Source organism: Paenibacillus chibensis, from assembly GCF_004001045.1.
GTDB classification, from domain to species: Bacteria; Bacillota; Bacilli; order Paenibacillales; family Paenibacillaceae; genus Paenibacillus_AQ; species Paenibacillus_AQ chibensis.
On record NZ_BIMK01000001.1, the window covers coordinates 133,682 to 155,816 of the forward strand.

The window sequence follows — 22,135 nt, forward strand, 5'->3', positions numbered from 1 at the left end:
AGATTTAATGTCAGACAAAGAAAGAGAATCATTGAATAACGAAGAAGGACTCACACCGGAAGAACAATCGGGGGACACTCAGGAACATCCAGAACAGACCGAACCGGCTCCTACGGACAAGCCTATCGCAGAAACGCCAGTTCCTGCACAGACAGACAAGGTAACTTCGGCGCCTGCCAAACAAGATAAATCACCAGCTGCACCGGTTAAACCCAAAGCGGCTGCCGTGCCGCCAACACCGGCTCCTTCCGCGGGTATGGGCAGCAAGGTTTGGATGATCGTATCTCTGGTACTCGCCATTGTACTGGTGATCGTGCTGATTAAGCCTCCGTTTGCAAGCGGCGGAGACAGCGAAGCCGTGGCTACGGTCAACGGCGAAAAAATTACGAAGGACAAGCTCTATAACGAGCTCGTTGCAGCCGGCGGCTCCCAAACGCTGGACGGCATGATTTCCGAAACGCTCGTGAACCAAGAAGCCTCGAAAAAAGGCATCAAGGTCACGCAGGACGATATCGAGAAAGAAAAGAACTTCATCAAGAAAAACTATGGTTCCGATGAAGCTTTCGAACAGGCTTTGGCCCAAAACAACCTCACCATGGAAGAGTTCGACAAGCAAATGGACATGCAGGTTAAGCTGCGCAAGCTGCTCGAGCCTGACGTTAAAGTAACCGATGATGACGTGAAGAAGTATTTCGAAGAGAACAAAGCTTCCTTTGATACACCGGAGCAGGTTAAAGCTTCCCATATCCTGGTGGCAACCAAGGAAGAAGCCGACGCCTTCCTGAAGCAGCTGAAAGACGGCGCTGATTTCGCCACGCTGGCAAAGGAAAAATCGACGGACCCAGGCTCCAAGGCTAACGGCGGCGATCTCGGATACTTCGGCCGCAACCAAATGTACAAAGAGTTCGAGGATGCCGCTTTCGCTCTGAAAGACGGCGAACTGAGCGGTGTTGTTAAAACGGATGCCGGCTACCATATCATCAAGAGAACCGGCTACAAAGCGGCTCACACAGCTACGCTGGATGAGAAGAAAGCCGATATCAAGGAAACGCTGATTTATCAAGCGATCATGACCAAGGCTCCAACATGGCTTTCCGACGTGAAAGCAAAAGCGAAAATTACGAATAAGCTGGAAGAAGAGCAGAAGAAAGCAGACGCAAGCAAAACGGACTCTTCCACAAGCAGCAAATAATACACGAAGTAAAAACGGATGCATCCCATTCAGGGTGCATCCGTTTTTTATTGAAATGGCTGATCCAATTCCTCCCGTATGGAATCGGAATGGATCAATTTAGTTAGTTTTACAGCCCGAGGGATACATATTTGATCTCCAGATATTCCTCGATGCCGAAATGACCGCCTTCGCGTCCGAGACCGCTCTGCTTATAACCGCCGAACGGCGCCTGCGCCGTGGACGGAAGCGGGTCGTTGACGCCGACGATACCGTATTCCAGAGCTTCCGCGGCGTATAAGGCTTCTTTGATATTCTCCGTAAACACGTAGGCGGCAAGGCCGTAGGGGCTGTGGTTAGCCCGTTGAACCGCTTCTTCCAGCGTACGGAAGGTCGTGATCGGGGCTAGCGGCCCGAAGGTTTCCTCGATCATGCATTCCATCTCATCGGTTGCATTCATGAGAACCGTGGGCTCCATGAAATACCCTTTGGCATCCTTTACGGCGTTACCGCCGGCCAGCACTTTTGCGCCCTTGGCCTTGGCATCCTCAATCTGGCGCTGAACCTTTTCAACAGCCTTCGCGTTAATCAGCGGACCGATGTCCACGCCTTCCTCCAGCCCGTTTCCGACCTTGAGCTCTGACGTCCGCTTGGCGGCCCGTTCCGAAAACGCATTGGCGATGGATTCCTCGACGTATACCCGGTTGGTGCAAACGCAGGTTTGTCCGCCATTACGGAATTTAGAGGCCATCAGGCCATCCACCGCTTTATCCAGATCGGCCTGCGCCGTTACGATGAATGGGGCGTGGCCCCCCAGCTCGAGCGAAATCTTTTTGACCGTTTCCGCTGCACCCTGCATCAGCTTTTTGCCTACAGCCGTCGAGCCCGTAAATGAAATTTTCCGGACCCTCTCGTCTTTTTGCCAGGCTTCGGCAATCGGAGCCGCGTCCCCCGTCACCACATTGATGACGCCCGCCGGAATGCCGGCTTCCCCTGCCAGCTCAGCCAGCTTGAGGGCGGTAAACGGCGTCTCCTCCGATGGTTTAAGCACGACGGTACAGCCTGCAGCTAATGCCGGAGCTACCTTGCGCGTAATCATGGACGCCGGGAAATTCCAAGGCGTGATCGCGGCGATGACGCCGACCGGCTGCTTTTGCACCCAAATCCGTTTGCTCGGTGAAGATGCCGGAATCGTTTGTCCGTAAACGCGTTTGCCCTCCTCCGCATACCAGGATACAAAGCTGTTGGCATAGGCGATTTCACCAGCCGCCTCTGTAAGGGGCTTGCCCTGCTCGGTCGTCATGATCCGTGCAAGCTCATCGGTATGCTCCTCGATCAGGTTATGCCATTTCATCATCAGCCCGCCGCGTTCATTGGCCGTCTTGGCCGACCATGATTTCAGCGCCTCATGCGCCGCATCGACCGCAGCTTCCGCTTCCGCCGCACCCCCTCTGGGTATGGATCCGATCACTTCCAGCGTAGCCGGATTCCGTACCTCCAGCTTATCAGCACGATCTCTCCACTCGCCATTAATATAGATTTTCTGGATATACATCCGTAAGTCTCCCCTTTCCTAAAGGTGAATCCGATGAAAAATATATAGCTTGCTCCTATATCAATATACCCCTAATACGGCTTATTGCGTCAAATCCATGAAAATGAAAACCCAGTTTTCATAAGAAAAACGTCTACGTACCTTCAAAGAAGACAGATCGCGTTTAGTTGAAGTTTTTCTTGCGATTATAGAATGGTTCAGCTTCGCTGAAATTTATAAATTTTATAATCTTAAAAAAATCCGATCCTTTCGGACCGGATGCAAGCCTTTTCTTCCTTGTTTGGAGCAACCTTAGGATCGCCGCCGCGCCTCCCTACGAATCTCTCAATATCCGCCGTCCCATCGTTACCGTTACCACGATCATCGCGACCCCAACGACCAGCTGCATGCCGTAAACCTGCGTCCACACCGGCCAATGCTGTATCAGCTCGTGGGCGCTCCCCCCGATCAGAGGCCCGAAAAAAGCGGCAACGCCCGTTATCGCCGCGTACATCGCCATGTACATGGGACGTTCTCTTTTCGGCGTATCGCCGATCATGAAATTGAATGCAAGCTGGTTGAAGCCGCCAACCCCAATGCCGAAAATGACATGTGCGAGAGCGAGTACGAGGAACATCGGCAGCACCGATAACAGCCCCCACATCAGGCAGGAGAGCGCTATAATCGGGAGCGTCCAGAACAGCAGCCGCCGGTTGCTGTAGCGGGCGTTCAGATTTCCCCAAATATAAAAGCTTCCCATCATAAAGACGGTCTGGGCGACATTCAGCAGCGACAGCGTCTGATAGTTGATATGCAGCAGCTGCAGCATGACATATGAATACAGCGGCACCACCAGATTTTGTAGAAACAAAAAGCCTCCCAAAAACAGCGTAGCCTTCAGAAAGGCACTATCCTTCAGCGGTTTCTTCATCATGGGCACGAATTTGCTCTCTGAGGACCGCTCAAACGGCATATCCGGATACATGAAGAACATCGCGATATTCGCGGCAATACATATCCAGACGATGATATATAGAATCAGAAAGCCTTTGCCTCCCGGCTCATGGTCCAGAATGATCCCGCCCGCGTACATGACCAGCGTTCCCAGCGCGTTCAGCATGGTGTTGCGTATGCCGAAGTAGCGGCCCCTGACGCGAGCCGGGACGATATCACTGATCAGCGAGTTCCATAATATGCCCCCGACCGTATTAAACATGAAGGCAAGCGTATACAGTACGATAAATGCTGCGACCCAATACGGCTTTGGAAACAGGAATGGGATCAGACCCGTGGCGCCCCAGAGAATCCGATGACATGCCACGAACCATACGAGTGTCCACTTGCGGCTCTTGAGCCGCTGGATCAAAAACGCAGCGAAAAGCTGCGCGATGTTCACAAACGTCGTAATCGCCAGGACGAAGCCAAGCTCGCTTGAGCTCGCTCCCAGATACAGCAGAAAGCCTGTAAGAAACTGCCCGCCAAGCAGCGTCTGAAACATCACGGCGGGAACACCCTCCATGGTGGCGATTCTTAGATTTTTGCGCTGCACGGACCGCTTTCGCGGATACTGCTGCCTCGGTCTCAATGAAATCATGATGTACTCTCCTTTGAAGCTACAGGGGTTGGTTTCAAACAGGCTGCCAAAATGCCAACTTTTGCTTCTCTTTGCTCAACATTCTACTCGCAAAGGTATCCAAGTCAATACGCCTGCCGCCCCTTCGGATTACAAAAATAATTGTGGAAGTTCACGTAGAAATAGCGGATCGAAAACGTTATATTTTAAGGTCATGGATACGCTTCAAAATTAAGCATCCGGCATTCGGAAATATCCGCAGCGTTCCGAATCAAAAAAAGGAGCATCCGCAATCGCTGCGCCGCTCCGTCATATTTTCATCTATTTAATTGCTGCTGTAGCTTCCTTATTCCTCTCAAAAATACCGCGATTAAGTCTGAAGAATTCCTTCAGCCGGCGTAACTCCAAAGGCCTGCGCAAGATCGGCGAGCTGCCGATCACTGATCGATTGCTTGATGCCGTGACCTGCTGCGAGCATGTATACCTGGGCGGCCTTTTCTACCGTCTCGATCAGTCCGAACGTCTCATCCATCGTGGCCCCGCTGCCGAAGATGCCGTGATGCGGCCAGACCACCACCCGCCGGTCCTTCATCTTTTCCGCGGTTTCACGCCCGATTTCGGCACTTCCTGGCACCATCCACGGCAACATCCCCACGCCTTCCGGAAAAACGACGATGCATTCGGTGCACATCTGCCACAGGGTCTTCGTGAATTTTTTCTCGTCCAAATCATGGACAAACGTCATCGCGATCACGTTTGTCGCATGCGTATGCATCACGATCCGATGGCTCGGGTCTACCTTCAAGCGCTCAATATGGCTCATGAAATGCGATGCCAGCTCGCTCGTAGGGATGGTGTAGCCGCTAAATCCCCACAAAACATCGACATGCTCGCCGTCTGCCGTCACCCGAATGACACCCAGGTTGATATCCGGGTCCGAAATCACATTCCTGAAATACTTGCCCGATCCGGTGACGACGAATAGTTTACCCGCAAGCTCAGGCACCGGGAAGGTCAGAGGGATGACGCGGCCGGTCCCGGTAAGATCGATATAGGGGCTGACCTCCGCTTCATCCAAAATACGGCTGATATTCCCCCCGTTGCGCTCATCCCAGCCAAATTTCCACATATGATACGTGATCTCCGCCATTTCCCGGATGAATGGAATGTCAAGCGCTGGCTCATCCCGGTTCAGTTCAATCATCGAAGTGCTCACAGCAAGCCTCTCCTTTAAATTTCATCTTTATTGACATCCTCATCGTACTGCGCTCATGACGAGTAGTCAACACAAACAAAGATTTTTATATTGTTTTATTTTTGTTTATGTACTTTATATGTCCGTTTAGTGTCGTTATCAGAGAAAACGACAGGTTATCCTACCATGTGATATTTTCAATATTGACAGTATCATCCATATCATGTATATTGATGACAATTTAATAAGGCGATCAACTTACGTTGAAGCACTCGTAAGGAGCGGCAGTCCATGCCTCTCTTAGCGGGTGCTTTTTTGCATGCCATTTCCTGTCTTTACGGGCTGATCGTCCTCAAATTCCATCCAAAGGAGCCTGATGTTATGAAGCCATTCACAAAGCTTCCCATTCTGCCTTTCATGTTCGCCCTGACCCTTGCTTTCTCCCTGCCAGCCGATGCCGCGGCATCCATGCAGTGGTCCCCTTCGCAGCAGACTGCAATCGAACGTGCCACCGCTGCGGACAGCGCTCTTCGCAGCAAGCTGGAAGCACTGTACAGCTCTTTTACATCCCTGCAGTCCCAGCTGCAGCAGCTGGATCAGAACATCAGCACGGTTCATTACAAAAATGAGGAAACCCAATCGGCCCTGACCAAACAGATCAAGACGATCGATGCCGACAAAATCGCGAAGCTGGAGCAGGCCGTCAAAGCGGCCAAAGACAAATACAAGCCTCTGTTATCGATGTACACCGCGCTGAACCAGCAAATTTCGACCGCGGGCAAGCTGAAGAACAAGCAGCTCAGCTCCGCACTCAAAGCCCAGGCCGACACCATGAAGATTGCCGTTCAGATCGCAAAAGCAGATATCCAAAACAAGGAGCAGGCACTCTCTGCGGCCAAAACCCAAAAAACAGCGTCACAGAAAAAAATCCGGACGCTCCTCGGAAGCGCGGATCCGCTCCGCACGAAAATCAAAGCCGAGAAAAGCACGGCGACGATTCTGAATAAAAACGTCAGTCCCCTGTGGAAAAGCGTTACCCAGTCCATCAGAGTCGGAGATGCAAAAAAAATCCACACCGATCTGAACAACCTGGTCAACCAGCTGAAGCAGATCCAGGTTCAAAAGCAAAAAATACTTGCGCTTGAAAACCAGATCGGCAGCATTCTGCAACATGCCAAAGCTCAGTTAACCTCCTAAGCTCTTTTTCACGGGCTATGCATAGTCTGAAAGTTTTGATTGCGGCCAAAACCAGATTTTGGTATGATGGAGTCCTTCTCACTCGTTCGCCTTGACTGAAGTTGACGGACTCCCGTCGCCACAAAACTTATCGGAGGTGTGCAATGCTCTATTTCACTTTGGCTTCAAAAGCGTACGCCCGCAATTTGCATTACCGCGGCGCGCACATGCTGCACAATGTCGCAAGCGCTCTCTTCGGCTATCTCTATGCCTGTATCTGGATCGGCATCGGAGCCGACCGACCGCTTGGAGAGTACGGCGTGCACGGCATGATCGGCTACATCGCTTTTACCCAGGCTTCGCTGTGGGTGACCGGGTTCATAACCAACGGACTCGGCATGCAGCAGGCGGTCAGGACGGGCCAGATTTCGCTCGATTTGATGCGGCCCGTCCATTTGTTTGTTCTGTACATGAGCAGGGAATGGGGACAGATCGCATACCAGTTCGTATATAAATCGCTCCCCATTTACGTTCTGTACATGCTCGTGTTCTCGCTGTCCCTGCCCAGTTATTGGACAACGCTGCTGTATGCTTTCGCCGCACTGGCCGCAGCCGCGTACATGTCCATTTGCGTCAATTACATCATTGGCGCCGCTTCGCTGTGGACGACAGAATCCAGCTGGCTGTACTGGGTTCATCAAGCGCTGATCAACCTGCTAGCCGGTTTCTTCATTCCAGTAGAATGGCTTCCGTCTTGGCTGCAGACGGTAAGCTGGTTGTCGCCCTATCCCTATCTGCTGTACGTCCCTACCCGGATATATCTCGGGTATGAGCAAGGCGGCATGCTGCTCGGCTCACTCTGCTGGTGCCTGATCTTCACGCTGCTTAGTCTGCTCGTTACCGTCATCGTCAGGCGGAAAGTGGAGGTGCAGGGCGGATGAACATCAAATATTGGCTGGGTCTGTATGCGGTGCTGATCCGTTCAAGCGTACGCAGCCGCATGCAGTACAAGCTGAATTTCATGCTTGGAACGGTTCTCGCCGCTATCATTCAAATTGCCGAGTTTCTCATGATCGCGATCGTGCTGAACAAGTTCGGGGCGGTCAAAGGCTGGTCGCTGCATGAAGTCGGATATCTTTTCGCCGTTATGACGCTCTCCAAAACGCTTTACCGCACCTTTGCAAGCGATGTCCACCATTTGGAAACCTATTTGACCACCGGCGACCTCGATCAGCTGCTGACGCGGCCGGTCCCGATATTGATGGGGCTGATGTCGCAGAACATCCGCTTGATGCCGGGAGAACTGCTGCAAGGAGGTACGATTCTGATCTGGACGATCCATGGGCTTATGGACAGCGGCCAGATTACCTGGGTCGTCGTGCCGTATACGCTGCTGGCTATCGTTACCGGGGCCGTCATTTTGTTTTCGATCGGGCTGGCCACGGCAGCCGTCGGTTTTTGGATCACCAGAATTAACGAGCTGCAAACGCTTACGGAGGATGCCGCGCAAACCGCTGTCCGCTATCCCCTCGTGCTTTATCCGTCCTGGCTTCGTTCGATCCTGCTCATTGTCATTCCGGTCGGATTCGTGAACTATGTCCCCTCTCTCTTTATTTTGCGAGGCGAGTACGGGTCATGGCTGCTCTATGGCACGGCCCTGATCGCAGGTATCTGCCTTGCCTTAAGCCTGAAATTGTGGAAATTCGGACTGACCCGCTATCAAAGCACGGGAAGCTAAAGAAGGAAGAGGAAAGGGGAATAGCAAGATGAGAGAATCAGAAGCCATGATCGAGGTCCGGGGATTGCATAAAAGCTTCCGCACACCAGTGGTCAAGGAAGGCCGCTTTGCAGGCCTGAGAACGTTATTTACCAGAGAGTACCGGCTGAAAGAGGCCGTGAAGGATATTAACTTTACGATCCGAAAAGGGGATTTCGTCGGATATATCGGCCCGAACGGCGCCGGCAAGTCCACGACGATCAAGATGCTGACAGGCATCCTTCACCCTTCCGCCGGGAACGTGAAAATTAACGGATTCGATCCGCATCAGCAAAGGCGGCAGGTTGCCAAACGGCTCGGCGTCGTGTTCGGCCAGCGCAGCCAGCTGTGGTGGGACCTGCCTGTCAAGGACTCATACGACATTCTCGCCCATATGTATAAGGTATCGGCGGCTGAGAAGGAACGACGGCTTGGAGAGCTTGCAGAGCTGCTCGACCTGAAGGAATTCTGGCTGACGCCGGTCCGCAAGTTGTCCCTCGGACAGCGCATGCGGGCCGATATCGCCGCTTCCATGCTGCATGATCCCGATGTGCTGTTTCTGGACGAGCCGACCATCGGCCTGGATGTAAGCGCCAAGCGCAGTATCCGCGGCTTTTTGAAGCAGCTGAACCGCGAGTACGGCAAAACCATTTTGCTCACCACCCATGATATGGATGATATCGAGCAGCTGTGCGACCGGGTGATGGTCATCAACCACGGCCAGCTCAGCTATGAAGGAACGATCGTGCAGCTGCGGGATAAAATAGGGCTGCCGACGCGGATCAAAATTACGTTTCACGGCCCCGTTCAACTGCCGGTACCGAAGGGGCTTAGCCTTCCCATCGAGCTGGGTTTGGATGAAAAGCACACCTTTCGCATCATTCGCGCTGACGGCTGTGAAGTACATATCGAAGCCAACAGGCAGCAGGTCAAAGCCATGGACATTTTGCGGGTGGTTGGCAGCTGGGGAGAGGTCGCGGACATTCATATGGAGGAGCCGGATTTCGAGGATGTGATTCATCGGGTGTACTAAGGTACGCAAAGAGCATGCCCAGTTCTCGTGAAAGCGCCATATCATTGGGCGGAAGTACGAGCGGCTGCTTCTCAAGTTTGATCATGAATTTTAAACTGCCGTGAACCGGACACCCAAAAAAAGAGCGTGCCACAGCCCCCAACAGGTCAATGGCACGCTCTTATTCGTTACACATGCAGCAGCGTTTGCCCGGCCGGATCCTGCCGTACCGCTTCAAAGTGGTTGCTCCGCTCATTCAGGAAAACGATTTTGCCGCAGTCTCCGCTCCGCATAAGCTCAAATGCTTCCTCGAATCGGTCTAGTGAGCAGGTGTGCGTCACGAGCTTATCCAATCCTAAATTACCGCTCCGCAGCAGCCCTTTCATCTGGTACCAGGTTTCATGCATCCGGCGGCCGGTAATTCCTTCGACGCGGATTCCCTTGAAAATAATCTGCCCGAGATCCATCGCGACATCTTGGGTAGGTATTCCAAGCAGGGAGACGCGTGCCGCCCGAGCTGCCGCTTCGAACCCGTCCCGGATTCCATTCGGGTGACCCGACATTTCAAGCACAGCCTCGGCCCCTTCGCCTCCGGTAGCTTCTTGGACAGCCTGCGGCAGGCTTACTTTGGAGCTGTCAAACACGAGGTCGGCCCCCATCTGACGGGCCAACCCGAGACGGTAGGGGTGAACGTCCGCCGCCATGACCAGGCCGGCACCACAGGCTTTGGCTACCGAGATTGCCATAAGCCCAATCAGTCCCGCCCCCACGATCAGAACGGATTTGCCGACGATATCTCCCGAAAGCACCGTATGTACCGCATTGCCCAGCGGATCCTGCAGACAGGCAAGCTCAAAGGGCATATCCCGATCATTTTGAATGATGCTGCCCGCCTTCACGACCGCATACTCCGCAAAGCATCCCGGCGCGGTGATTCCGAAGCTGCGGGTATGATGACACACATGAGCGTTGCCCGTGCGGCATGCCTTACAGGTTCCGCATACCATATGGCCTTCGGCAGACACGTGATCGCCAATACGCACACGGCCAGCCTGAGCCCCGGCTTCAACGACAATCCCCGCAAATTCATGACCGAATACGTTACCGGTCACGACCGCTTTTTCAGCCCACGCATCCCAATTATAAATATGTAAGTCCGTCCCGCATATGGAGCTAGCTTTGATCTTTACCAGCACCTCGTCCGGACCAATCTCCGGAACGGGCACCTCCTTGAACACCGCGCCTGGGGCGAGGTGTTCCTTGACGAGGCCGGTCATGGTTTTTTTCATGATGAACACACCACCAATCTATAGCGATTATTCGTATAAAATGTTCAGCTAGCTGCCGCTCAGTATCTCCGGTCCTACACCAGCGGTCCGATTCTGATTTATAAGTTGCAATCTTTCATAAATAACGATGATTGCCTGATAATACGCTTGAGCCCCGTATTCTTGAGCTTTGCTCAAACAATGGCCGCGAATGAGTCGGTAAGCTTCGCTATTTAACCGGTTTAGTTCCTGCATAGCTTGAGCCAGTTCCCCGGCATCGCCTCCGTTAAACAAATATCCGGATTTTTGATCTTCGATCAGTTCGCTGATTCCCCCGACCCGAGATCCGATGACCGGCGTTCCGAGTTGATAAGATTCGACGATAGTCAGTCCGAATACCTCATGCCAAACGGATGGTATTATCGTAGCCTTCGCTTCCCGAATAAGCCTGTTAAGCTCTTCTCCGGATTTAAATCCTGTAAAACGAACATTAGCGATGCGTTCATCCCTAACCCGCTCCTGCAGATGTCCCTCTTCAGGACCCGTTCCTACAATAATAAGCCTGTTCCCATCCTTCAGCAGCTTCATACTGTCCAACAGGAGGTCCAACCCTTTTTCCTTCGACAATCGGCCGTAATATAAAAAATAATCACCCTTGCCTTCTGCACATAGATTTATGTCGTGACTCGTGAAATCCTGTGCAACAAAATTGGGTATATGGGTCAGCTTCGATTTAGAAAATCCACTTTCCAGCAGCATGTTGTACATAAAATCACTTGGACAAATAATCACATCAGCGATCTGGTAGGTTTTTCGAAATTTATGGAAATAAGCCTCCATAGTCAACAGCAGGCTGTAAGATCTTGAATCCTTATGGCATTTCCCCAGAAAACAATTGTAGTACTTTCCGCCAATGCATTTCGTACAGATTTGATCGTTATTAAAAAGCTTATAGTTGGGGCAGATCAATTTATAGTCATGAGATGTAAGCACTACGGGAATGCCGTATTTTTTCAAAGCCAACAACACAGAGGGAGTCAACTGATGATAAATCAAGTTAACATGGGCTACGTCCGGCCTAGTATCTTCAATAAGCCTGCATAACTTACTGAAGGCTTCCTTGGAATGGATCAGCTTCAGCCCGTTCTTCATTTTGGCGAGGAGCGATCCGTTCTGTTCATAATCAATATGTGAGACAAAATACCCCTCGTACGAGCTGTCCTCATTCCTTTCATCTTTCATGCTGAACTCAATCACCGTATGGTTATGCTCCTCCAGCATTTGTTTTAAGCCGAAGAAATACGTCTCGCTTCCGCCTTTTATATAGAAATACTTATTGATTAACAGTACCTTCATCGATAAACTCCTTTATGGTTTGGAATCTCTCTTTCCAGGTATTTTTTTCGGCATATGAGATGTACTGCTCCGGCTTGGCTGAACTAAGGGATGCATGCTTAATCATGTCTACAAACTCTTCTTTCGAATCATATAAGAAAGCAGGCGAATTCATCTGCTCTACTTCATCCAGCCGGGTGCACACCGCTGGTATCCCTGCAGCAAAGTATTCGTAAAGCTTCAGCGGATGAATGCTGTTCGTCAATTTATTGCTCAGAAAAGGCATGATTCCGACATCTGCCGACTTGATGTATGCGGGAATAGCATGATGATCCTTCCTGCCCAGAAGAATCAGATTGGGATAATCAGCCGCGATTGCTTCTATTTTATCGTTCGTGCCGCCAATGATAATAAATGCCGTTTCCTTCAGCTCACGAACAGCGTAACGCATCAAATCATAATCGAACCATTCTTCCAAAGCGCCAACATATACAACTTTGGTACGGTCTGCAATCGGCATATATTCGACGGGCATCGGATGATCATTCTGTTTGAAGCGCTCGATGTCTACCCCATTCGGAAGATAAAGGACGTTGCGATTCCAATTCCGGGCTTGGGCCACCAGGTTTTTGGCGGTGACAATGACAAGATTGGATTTTCTGACCAGCTCGGACTGCATATAAAGCATATTACGGTAAGCTCCCTTGAACCCGGAAAAATTGTCTGCCATCCGATGAATCAGGTAGCGGTACTTGAGCTTATCGGTACTGTAGAACATCTTCACGTTCGTCATCCACAGTACATCATGCTCCGATTGCCTAATCTCCCGGCTGATAGAACCAGGAACAGACCTCCAGTAGTATTTGGCCCACAGTTTGCTGTTTAACAACGGATACCTGCAGTAGGGCAAGCTCCCTTTAGGATAGTAAATATTCAGCTGATCGTTGACCGTATAATTCGTTTTCCGCTTAAATAAATGTCCCGGCTGATTCAGCCATTGAACCTGTGCCCCATCCTTCGCAAATTCTCTCGCAAAATAATGGCTCCCAACCTGAAAAACCGTATCGTAATCCATATATTCACACATTAACAGCTTCACGTACTTGAGCCTCCTCTGCTGCCTCCACCCGATCTTCCGTGAAAAGTTTTTCATATCGGTTAACGATAAATGACCATGAGTAATGCGTACGAATCCGTTCTTTCGCAGCCTCTTCAAAGGCTTGAAGAAGCTCCTCTGAATATTCATCCGCTTGCTCTAATTGTGCGGCCAATGACCCCGGTTCATTGGTAAAATAAAGGGCTCCTTCTGCTCCAACCTCCCGGTTGAAGACAACATCATACAGCAGATTTAACCGGGTGGAAGCCAGCGCTTCCAGCAGGGAAGGATTCGTCCCTCCGACTTCATGTCCATGCAAGTAGGCAAAAGCCAGCTCCCTTATTTTTTTGAGAAGCTGCTGATCATAAACGGTTCCTACAAATTTGATACGCTCATCCTTTTTAAAACCGGTTTTTGCAGCCAGCTCTTCATAATAAGGGTTGTTATCCGTACCCGTAACGATCACCAGTGATTTTTCGGTGCCGGCTTTCATAAATTCCTTGATGATCAGCTCGTAATTATTTTCCGGCACGAATCTTCCGACGATTAAATAATATTCGCCAGCGTGAATGCCATGACAATCCATCCAGTTCTTCAGCTGCACGGAACGATCCGTTAACGTGGATTTCTCGAGATCGGCGCCGTATGCAATGTAGCTGGTTCGTGGATGATATTTGGCATAGTCGCGATGTATGTATTGTTCGATTCCCCTAGAATCACAGATAAGCAAGTCTGCCCGCTTGACCATTAGCCTTTCGGATATTTTCCAATACATTTTGACCGCCTTGTTCCATTTTCCGCGCTTCCATTCATGTCCGTCAGGATTTACCCAGACCTGTACTCCCAGTTTTTCCAAGGCACGTTTATAGGCATAAAAAAAAGGCCCGATCCGGCAGGCCAGCACATAAACGACGCTGTTATAAAGTTGGTTGTGACGAATATAACGCAAGCATGCTTTCAAGCTCAGCAAGTCGTAGATCACAGCTTTGGCGCTACCTGCACGTGGCACTTTGATCTGAAAGCATCTTGCATCGTGGTACTCAAACTCCCCATCCTTATCGCTCATGCAGGCAATATGATACCGTATATCCTGGTTCGTCTTCCGCGCCGTTAACTGATCGACAAATGTCTCGAATCCGCCATACTTTGCCGGAATTCCCTTCGAGCCAATTATAAAAACATGCTTTGTCATATAAAAACCTCAACTTTTTATCATGGATTTAGGATTTGAAATACGTAAATTGGTTGGAGTTCTGACCGACCATGATACTGGTTGTCGGTGTATCCACTTTTACGGCTTGGGCTTTCCCGAACTGGCCTCTGCCCACATTTCCATTAATATTAACGTAAGAGCTGTCTTTAACCTGGATGGCATACAGCCCCGGGAAGAAAATATTATTATTGGAAATATTACCGAGAAAATAAGGGCTTTTTTCCACATACACGCCGACGTTTGGTATATCCTCCCCAATTTTAGAACTCAGATTATTGGTACTCACGATTCCGCAGAGAATGTTGGACAGATAAATGCTGTATTTTTTAGCCCAGGCAACGTTATTATTGGTGATCACCATGTTACTGCCATTTTTGCAAGTGATGCCGTTTTCAGGAGCTTCGAAAAGATTGTTACCTTCAACGATCAGCCAGTTGAAACCGTCAATGTAAATATTGGATTTTTCAGCGCCCGTATGACCGAAAAAGAAGGTGTTCCCCTTGCATAGCAGCCCATCCAGACCATTAGCCCAAATATGATATACATTACCGAATCCACCCTGATAATTTGCTCGTGCTTCATACATGTTATTGGAGAAGTGCACGTCGCCTACACCAAACTCTCCGCCGTCCGTTGGTTGAATAAAATCGACATACAGGCCATAATTACAGTCGATCAAATGATTCTCCGAGATGACGAAGCGGGAACAGTGCTGGGTTTTATCCACTTTCTCAAAGTTCACGGCCTTCAAGCAATTCACGAATCTGACATTTGAAATCCGTACTCCAAAAAACCATTTGCAATTGATACCGTTTCGTACCTTATCCCCAGCAATAGTAATGCCTTCGATCCGAATGTTTCCGGAACCTGCATATCGATCATTTAAGGAAACCTGACCGTACAAATTAATGGAGCCTTTGATGATACCCGTTCCCTGAACAAAAATGTTGGATGTGCTTATTGTAAAGCTGGCTTTATACGTCCCATCCGGAATAATGAGTGTTCCGCCTGTTGTCTTAAAGCTGTCTACAGCTTTTTGAAATACCGCCGAATCGTCCGTGAGTCCGTCTCCTTTAGCCCCATACTGCTTGATATTGATTTCCGGCATGCCCTTTCCTCCTTATGTTAATACATCATCCACCTTTCTTTATTAATATATTTTGTCACCCTGCTTAAGGAAATGGACATCCATCTCGTACAATTCATCTATATTAAATCCTTAATCCTTTTAGCAGGAACACCGGCGTATAGTCCGTTTGGCAAGCAGTCTTTGGTAATGACGGAACCTGCCGCGACAATACAGCCATCACCCACAATAACGCCGGGGAGAAGAAGAGCTCTTGCTCCAATCCAGCAACCATTGCCAACATGAATCTGCTTTCCTTCAAAGATGCCAGCCCGCTTTTTATGGGTACCTTGCTGATGTGTGGACGTGCAGAACATGACTTCAAATCCAATATCGCAATCCTCACCGATCCGGACGCCTGCATCGAAAAAGCAGCGGCGGTTAATGAACGACCTCTCGCCAATTTCAATCGACTTCCACATCAAAAAGGTTCCCGGCATAATCCCGTTCGTCTGAATGGGCAGTCCGCATAGACGATATACAAAGCATCGGATGCGACATGGTACCAAAAAAGAAGCAGCGAACCCATTTACCGCGCTATGCCAAAGCATCCGGGAAACGTATCTGTTAAATTTCTGCCAGCCGAGCTTAATCACAGTTCTGGACCTCCAAGCTTAGCAAATGGTCGTACTGTTGAATGATCTCCCTTGCATGTCCGTCCATGGAATATGTAAATTCCGACTCGACAATATTCTTGTTCAATCCGCTTAACAATTCATTGTTTTCCAAAATGAGCAGCAAGTTGGCTGCAAGATCACGTACGTTCGGTTCAAATATGATTCCGTTAACACCATCTCGTACAAGATCACGGATTCCGGCATGGTTGGAGACCAGCAAAGGCACGCCATAGGATAACGCCTCTATTCCGACCAGGCCGAAAGTCTCCATTGAAATGCTCGGGATAATCAATAGGTCAATGTTTTCAAATATCGTTTCAAGTTCGTCATAGCGGTAAGTGCCGAAAAACGTGACTTGTTCGGAGATCTCCTCGTACTCCTCTGCTGACCCGCTACCGTAGATATGAAGACGCCATCCGGCTGATGTTATGCTCTTCAAATATGCCAGGCTCTCCAAGAGCAGGTAAAAGCCTTTATAATGTTCAATCGGGCCGATGTAGGCCAAAATAATGGGAGAACCTTCTCTCCGTGGAGCTTTTAGCTTCCGTTGATCCTTGATATCTCGGTGCATAATTGGGATGACCTTCCCTTGAACATCCAAATATTGAAGATAAATGGATTGGGCTAACTCGCTGTTAAAATGGAAAAAGTCGATCGACTTAAGCATCTCCAAATAATGCGTTCTCAATTTTGCATAATAATAGAAAGGATTGGGCTTCTCTGAAGCGAATCTACCGGCTGCATCCATTTTTGCCCGGTACATCTTTTTAGTATGCATTCGTATCCGTTTGACTAATTTGCTGTCTTTCATGAGACGATACAGCTTGCTTTGAATGATATAGATGGTGAGTCCGCTATAGGCACCGGCATTGCAGTCTACGCACTTTCTTCCATCCGCATAGTCGCTGCAATGCGCCCCTTTTAAATCGATCAGATTCACTTTGGGGCAAATACCGAAGTAATCATGGCTCGTGAACAACGTACGTATGTTAAGTCTATGTGCTGCTGTAAGTAAATCTTTATGGATTCCCATCAATGTATGAAAGTGGATCACATCCGGCTTTATTTGTTGCAGAAATCGCAAATATTCCGGTTGATCCCTCATTTTCATATATTCCTTCGGCTTGCTGATTCCCCCCAGTAATGGAACCGGTAATGGATTGATGATCTCATATACTTGAACACCATGATAGGAGTGATCCTTGCGAATCTGTACGTTCCCCCATGTATAACGTCCTGGATACAGAAGTAGCACTTCATGCATCAATTCTTGCTGTGTCAGCATTAGATCCAGGCAATATTTCGTTAGACCACCTGTTCGGTAGGGTGGCAGTCCCAGGGAAACGTGTAAAATTTTCATTGAAAAGTGCTAGCCTCCTGTCCAATTCAGCCTCGTTTCGGTCATCTGATTTCCCCAAAAAAATCATCCCATATGCCAATATAAAAAAGGTATAGATACAAATGCTGTAGTATTGATTTGGATTAAAATTAACGGTTATAAAATTCCCCAGCATAAGCGATACAGGGAACCAGGCTTCTCCCTTGTATACCTTCAGGCTCCAGATAAATAATAAAAAATAGATCAATAAAAACAAAGCAAAGCTGAATATGCCCTGCTCAATAAGGATGTTCAGAAACTGCGAATGCAGCACAATATCTTCGAGTCCATAGTGATTTTCGACGTAAGACACATATTGCCCGGCTCCTATGCCAAACCAAGGATGATCCTTCATTACAATAATCGCTTCAGAAAACTGACTAAAACGGTTTGACTGCGTATCCCCCCGATCGACAAACAGCACCTGATAAATATCTTTATAGAAAACTTGAAACGCAATAAAAGCAGCTAAGATCGTCGCTATACCTATCAAGCATCTTTTCAGCCAATGATGGATGTTTCCCTTATGGGATGAAACAAGGTATACCAGCATCTGGATGCAAATCGATAAATAGCCGATCCGCGTAAAAGTCAGCAGTACAAATACCAGATTCATAAGCAGTGCCGACAGACTTAGAAAGTTTCTTTTTTTAATGAAATAATAAAGAAGCACCGAAAAGAGGATCGCCCCTAGATTCCCTGCTCCATTACTCGCCCCAACAAATCCAAACACGCGCTTCGAAACCACAGCTCCTTCGTAGTAATTAATGTTTTCGCTGGTGCTAAAAAGTAAAAAGGAACGATTAAAAATATATTGAAATACACCGAGAAATGAATTGAACAATGAATATACAGCTATGATTTTCATAAACGTTGAGGACTGGAAACGCATGAAAGTAAAACAATAAAACATCAGGGCCATAAAAAACAGATTCACATACACATTTACATGAAATGCATACTGGCTAATGTCATACAAGTCAACAACGGTTCCCTGCAGCGCGAGCAGAAATAGAATACCTCCCGATAACATCAAGATGATATTCGCCCTTTTCCGATGTTCGAAGCTTGTCGTCAGAATATCCAGTTTGCTCCGAAGCAGCAGATGAACACACAGCGCACTATTGAAAACAAATAACACAACCAACGTTAAATCGATATAAATGCTTTCGTATCCTGTGTTAAAACGAATGCTGCTGACAAATGCAAGTATGAGAAAGCCGAGCACGGCAGCGTGCATACTGCTTCCTTTGAACACATGGATCATTAACAGGGCGCCTGCCCATAAAAGAGGCAACGAAAGCAGAATCATGATTAAATACATAATAACCCTCTTAACGTTTTATTTTCTGATCCATAAATCTGATAATGCGCTCCGCTTGCAGCGTTCTGCCGAACTCCATTCGTTCGGAAAAATCAAACGTCAATTGGAGCATACGCTGGAGCGTATCCGCTACTTCCGCACTGTCATGTACCGCACATTCGCCGTATCGGCCGCTAATGAGCGATCGGAGCTCCTCATCTTTCGTAACAGCCAGTACCGGCTTGCATGCTCCGATATATTCAAAGGTTTTACCGGGAATTGCATAATGGCTCCCGTTTGGGTGGGTAAGAATGACCGCGATGTCTGAAGCAGTAAGCAATGACACGGCTGTTTCATGATCAACGCTTCCCATGATTCGCACCTCCACCCCTTCACCTGGAATTTTCAAACTGTGGATGTCTTCATAAGCCTTTCGATCCAATAGGCCTATCACCTGAAACACAACCTTGATTCCGGTCTGTTGATGAAACAATGATAAACCTTCGACAAATACTCGAATGCTTCTTCCTTTGTAAATGGAGCCGATATGCGATAAGATCAGCTGATCCCCCGAATTTCTGATGCCTCTATAGCTGCAATCATAAAAGTATTCTTCATCAAATCCATTACGGATAAGTTCAATGTCCATACTTGGATGCTGCTTCCGATAGTATTGTTGAATCCCCGCGGATACGGCGACAATACCGTCCGCTATGGACAATTTGTTTTCGACCCGCTTGAGAATGAATCGCGGTTGCCCTTGCCCAATATCGTGATTCAGAATGTCTCGGATTTCGATAATGGTTGCCGCAGATGGTAGAAGCTGCTGCAAATATTCCGCGAGATACAAACCATATACATCGGGAATCGTCGTGTAGATCGCCGCTACCTCTTTTTCGGTCATTGAAGATAATTTTTGGTACAGATCTCGGTTCAGCCTTCTGAAAGTAAATTTACTAAACTTATAATTAGCCCAAGAACTCACAATCCAGTTTCTGCGGATAATCCTCCCTAAATATTTTTTACCGATCCCAGAGCGCGCCGGCTTGCCATGCGCTTCAGAAAGATTTGAAAACCGGCTATCCAATGTAACAAACGTGTAGCTCTCTGTGGCAAAAGGGACAGGAGATTCACCGTATTTCCGGTTATGAATGGCAATAATGTCATACTTGTCAGCCAGATGTTTCATCAGACCTAAGTACCTTACAGAAGCTACTACAGGCTGACCTTCACGATAATCGGAGATCACAATAATAATCTGCTTCAATAGACTCCGCCTCTTTGCAAAAGGTATTTGCCTTGCATGACGGGCAAGTTCACCGCGCCCTGCAATACAGCGAATTTTCGGTGATCGGGTGCAAGAATATGCATTCCTTTGCTGTCTTCTACTTGAAGCGATATTTGCCAATTCTCATACCGCAGATCATGTACGAGTTCAAAACCGGACTCATCTATCTGAACCAATTTTATATGATCACGGAGATTCACATAGTCTGCTAGCTCGGTCCCGGTACAGTACCATACCTTTTTAGTGGCCAGATAACGAAATATCTCGACCAGACTGTTTCGATCATGAAAGATATTCGGATGCTGTATTTTGCCGTCATCTCTGGATGGAGCGATATGCTCCTGAATGCTGATGACGAGGCGATGCTTCAGCAGGTAATCAAGTTTACGCAGCCGATAACGAATCAGTGGTCTCTTCAATGCTCTCTTGGCGATTCCTTTGAACGAATAATCCGGACTTGTCAGCCCTCTTAACAATCCACCGTTAACCGTTGAAGGGATATCAATCACGCCATTCGCACCAAAACGCTTGATTTCATACCGGGAAATCGGGTCCGCATCCTCACCGTAGTCCGGTCCATCGCCCATGTCCTCATATCCGTGGTTCCAATACCGGCACCACCAAGTAAAGCCTGAGCGATCAATGCTTTCGTCGGCCAGCTTACTCCCTGCATAACCGCAGTATTTCCCGCCCGAAGGCCTTTCTCCGGCTGCATTTTGAAAAGTCACCAGGCCGGCACGGATCGTTTCCACTGCCTCTTCAATGGTGTGAAATGTATGCCATTCCTGTACAAAATCCCGCGCCGCTTCACCTGGATTTCCATGAGTCGTACCATGATAGGCAAGCTCAAATTTCGGATGCTGATGTATGAATTTGAAAAACCCTCTGCTTTCCTCATCTGCATCCAAAGGCCTCGAGATTTGCTGATACAACGGATGAACGCTAATTCCAGCTCGGATACCTACCGGTACGAAGAATGTCACCTTTACTTCGGGAAAGAGAGCAAGAATTTGTTCATTCAAATAACGAAAGGATGACTTTTCTTCACGTTTGAAGAAACCCCAGTCATCCCCCCATTCCCTATATCCTTTATTTCCGGTATCAACCCATGTATTACATAAATCATCGATCATAAATATGACGGGTGATTCGGCATTATTAAACCATTTACATATCGAAATCCGCATCACTATTCCCCTTACCTGTGTGAATATTTTCAGTCTTCCCGAGCTTCGAAGTATTCGTCACAGTACCTTATCCACTCCTTTCGCCGCTCTTATCCCTCTCCGGGTTTGAACGAGCAGTTCGACCAATCTTGCCCAGTGACTGTTGCGGTTCCAGAGTGTAAAGGAATAGGTCACGACAAACTGATCCGTCCATTTATACTTCCAGGGATAGCTGCCTGCACCCATGTCAATCGTTGTTATCTGCTCCTGATCATGCAGCGTTCGGATCAGCTCTAGCATGAGAACGTCGAATACCCCATACTGGGCATATGCGGGATCATAGCCTGTATTCCAGCCATAAAGCACGCCATTCATCAAATAATGCACCTGATACGCGATAATCGATCCTTGATCACTTTCAAGATAGGCAACGATAACATGTTCATTTTCATGAAACATGCATTTATAAAAATCTTCATTATTTTGTCCTTCAAAAATACTTTTTCTTTCCAATCTTCCTTTCTCTTGAAGGAGATACATCTTTTCATTCTTATGAACTTGCGAGATCCTATTGTAAATAGCTTCATTTTCGCTGCCGCTGGTCAGCTTAAACTCGTAACCGATATCCTTGCGCAATTTATTAAGCTTATACCTAGCCTTGGTGTTTAAAGGTTGACGCTCCTCCTGTCTGGAGGTTTTCAATGATTTCAAATTAATCTGAGGACATGTCGTCAAATAGCTGATGCTGCTGTTATATCGATTATGCCGCAGCAAATAATACAGCAGCGTACTATCCTTGGACAAATGCGACAATTCAATTTTATCCCACTTGCCTGCATGCTCTTCTATGGAACTGAACAGCTCCTTGATCACCGTACGCGGAGAATGTTTTTCCGAATCCACAATAAAGTTAAAATAATCGCCTCTG

Annotated in this window: 19 protein-coding genes; 5 read left to right on the forward strand and 14 right to left on the reverse strand. The window is 48.3% G+C overall.

Translation table 11 applies throughout. The features are described 5' to 3' along the window. Nucleotides 1–7 precede the first annotated feature (7 nt). Nucleotides 8–1,192, forward strand: a complete 1,185-nt coding sequence (locus PCH05_RS00680) for a peptidylprolyl isomerase (RefSeq protein ID WP_127599629.1) — start codon at nt 8–10, stop codon at nt 1,190–1,192. A 109-nt stretch (nt 1,193–1,301) separates the two neighbouring features. Here PCH05_RS00680 and PCH05_RS00685 read toward each other — a convergent pair whose 3' ends face one another. The 3 genes from PCH05_RS00685 to rhaD form a co-directional block, all read right to left on the reverse strand. Then, nucleotides 1,302–2,726, reverse strand: a complete 1,425-nt coding sequence (locus tag PCH05_RS00685; RefSeq protein ID WP_127599631.1) for an NAD-dependent succinate-semialdehyde dehydrogenase — start codon at nt 2,724–2,726, stop codon at nt 1,302–1,304. Between the two features lie 313 nt (nt 2,727–3,039). After that, nucleotides 3,040–4,299, reverse strand: a complete 1,260-nt coding sequence (locus PCH05_RS00690; RefSeq protein WP_127599633.1) for an MFS transporter — start codon at nt 4,297–4,299, stop codon at nt 3,040–3,042. Nucleotides 4,300–4,648: 349 nt separating this feature from the next. Then, nucleotides 4,649–5,482, reverse strand: a complete 834-nt coding sequence (rhaD, locus tag PCH05_RS00695; RefSeq protein WP_127599956.1) for a rhamnulose-1-phosphate aldolase — start codon at nt 5,480–5,482, stop codon at nt 4,649–4,651. Nucleotides 5,483–5,854: 372 nt separating this feature from the next. On the opposite strand from rhaD, the gene PCH05_RS00700 reads away from it, so the two are divergent. The 4 genes from PCH05_RS00700 (at nt 5,855) to PCH05_RS00715 (ending at nt 9,438) form a co-directional block, all read left to right on the forward strand. Next, nucleotides 5,855–6,670: a hypothetical protein gene (locus PCH05_RS00700; RefSeq protein ID WP_127599635.1), complete on the forward strand. Its 816-nt coding sequence runs from the start codon at nt 5,855–5,857 to the stop codon at nt 6,668–6,670. 143 nt (nt 6,671–6,813) lie between these two features. Next, on the forward strand, nt 6,814–7,590 hold the full coding sequence (locus tag PCH05_RS00705) for an ABC transporter permease (protein WP_127599637.1): 777 nt from the start codon (nt 6,814–6,816) through the stop codon (nt 7,588–7,590). Then, a complete protein-coding gene (locus PCH05_RS00710; protein ID WP_127599639.1) occupies nt 7,587–8,387 on the forward strand; it encodes an ABC transporter permease in 801 nt (266 codons plus the stop codon). The genes PCH05_RS00705 and PCH05_RS00710 overlap by 4 nt, the downstream gene beginning before the upstream one ends. A 46-nt stretch (nt 8,388–8,433) precedes the next feature. Beyond that, nucleotides 8,434–9,438, forward strand: coding sequence for an ABC transporter ATP-binding protein (locus tag PCH05_RS00715; RefSeq protein WP_127599958.1), 1,005 nt, complete (start codon nt 8,434–8,436; stop codon nt 9,436–9,438). A 167-nt stretch (nt 9,439–9,605) separates the two neighbouring features. Here PCH05_RS00715 and tdh read toward each other — a convergent pair whose 3' ends face one another. The 11 genes from tdh to PCH05_RS00770 all read right to left on the reverse strand — a co-directional run bounded on the left by tdh (nt 9,606) and on the right by PCH05_RS00770 (nt 22,110). Then, nucleotides 9,606–10,706, reverse strand: coding sequence for an L-threonine 3-dehydrogenase (gene tdh, locus PCH05_RS00720; protein WP_127599641.1), 1,101 nt, complete (start codon nt 10,704–10,706; stop codon nt 9,606–9,608). Between the two features lie 48 nt (nt 10,707–10,754). Next, entirely contained in the window at nt 10,755–12,041 is a 1,287-nt protein-coding gene (locus tag PCH05_RS00725; protein WP_127599643.1) for a glycosyltransferase, read from the reverse strand. Then, nucleotides 12,019–13,119, reverse strand: coding sequence for a glycosyltransferase (locus PCH05_RS00730; RefSeq protein WP_127599645.1), 1,101 nt, complete (start codon nt 13,117–13,119; stop codon nt 12,019–12,021). Before PCH05_RS00730 ends, PCH05_RS00725 begins: the two co-directional genes overlap by 23 nt. Continuing rightward, nucleotides 13,100–14,308 carry a beta 1-4 rhamnosyltransferase Cps2T gene (gene cps2T / locus PCH05_RS00735; protein WP_127599647.1) on the reverse strand — a complete coding sequence of 403 codons (1,209 nt, stop codon included), beginning with the start codon at nt 14,306–14,308 and terminating at the stop codon, nt 13,100–13,102. The genes PCH05_RS00730 and cps2T overlap by 20 nt, the downstream gene beginning before the upstream one ends. A 28-nt stretch (nt 14,309–14,336) precedes the next feature. Beyond that, a complete protein-coding gene (locus PCH05_RS00740) occupies nt 14,337–15,437 on the reverse strand; it encodes a right-handed parallel beta-helix repeat-containing protein (protein WP_127599649.1) in 1,101 nt (366 codons plus the stop codon). Nucleotides 15,438–15,535: 98 nt separating this feature from the next. Next, complete coding sequence (locus PCH05_RS00745; RefSeq protein WP_218030505.1) at nt 15,536–15,877, reverse strand: acyltransferase; 342 nt, start codon at nt 15,875–15,877, stop codon at nt 15,536–15,538. A 166-nt stretch (nt 15,878–16,043) separates the two neighbouring features. Further along, the gene (locus PCH05_RS00750; protein ID WP_127599653.1) at nt 16,044–17,432 is read right to left on the reverse strand and encodes a glycosyltransferase; all 1,389 of its coding nucleotides are present in this window, start codon (nt 17,430–17,432) and stop codon (nt 16,044–16,046) included. Then, on the reverse strand, nt 17,329–18,318 hold the full coding sequence (locus PCH05_RS00755; RefSeq protein WP_371860500.1) for an O-antigen ligase family protein: 990 nt from the start codon (nt 18,316–18,318) through the stop codon (nt 17,329–17,331). The genes PCH05_RS00750 and PCH05_RS00755 overlap by 104 nt, the downstream gene beginning before the upstream one ends. 466 nt (nt 18,319–18,784) lie before the next feature. Further along, nucleotides 18,785–20,020 carry a glycosyltransferase family protein gene (locus tag PCH05_RS00760; RefSeq protein WP_127599657.1) on the reverse strand — a complete coding sequence of 412 codons (1,236 nt, stop codon included), beginning with the start codon at nt 20,018–20,020 and terminating at the stop codon, nt 18,785–18,787. Next, complete coding sequence (locus tag PCH05_RS00765) at nt 20,017–21,174, reverse strand: hypothetical protein (protein ID WP_246049307.1); 1,158 nt, start codon at nt 21,172–21,174, stop codon at nt 20,017–20,019. The genes PCH05_RS00760 and PCH05_RS00765 overlap by 4 nt, the downstream gene beginning before the upstream one ends. Nucleotides 21,175–21,285: 111 nt before the next feature. Then, entirely contained in the window at nt 21,286–22,110 is an 825-nt protein-coding gene (locus tag PCH05_RS00770; RefSeq protein ID WP_164766493.1) for a GNAT family N-acetyltransferase, read from the reverse strand. Nucleotides 22,111–22,135: the final 25 nt, after the last annotated feature.